1 protein-coding gene is annotated in these 232 nt (G+C 56.0%); it reads right to left on the minus strand.

Features of this window, described 5'->3' with window-relative positions; all coding sequences use genetic code 11:
- The coding region (gene lolB, locus FDX22_RS15760) for a lipoprotein insertase outer membrane protein LolB (RefSeq protein WP_146717435.1) at nucleotides 1-232 on the minus strand (232 nt) is incomplete at both ends.

The following is a 232-nucleotide window of genomic DNA, read 5'->3' on the forward strand; positions in this document are numbered from 1 at the left end:
CTTCGGCGTCGTCAGCGGTGTAGTGCTTCCCTTTGTTGTCGACGAGTTCCACGTTGCCCGGTTGCGCGTTCAGTTCCAGTTCGGTACTGCCCAACGGATTGGTTAGCAGAAGGCGATAGCGATCCTGGCCAGTTTGCTGCCAGAAAAAGCGGGCATACACTTTCTGCTGGTCGGAAATATAGGCAAACGCACCGCGTGTCTGATATTGGTTCAGGGCGCGCACTTCCTGCTG

This window comes from Citrobacter sp. TBCS-14 (assembly GCF_005280805.1).
Classification (GTDB): Bacteria; Pseudomonadota; Gammaproteobacteria; order Enterobacterales; family Enterobacteriaceae; genus Citrobacter; species Citrobacter gillenii.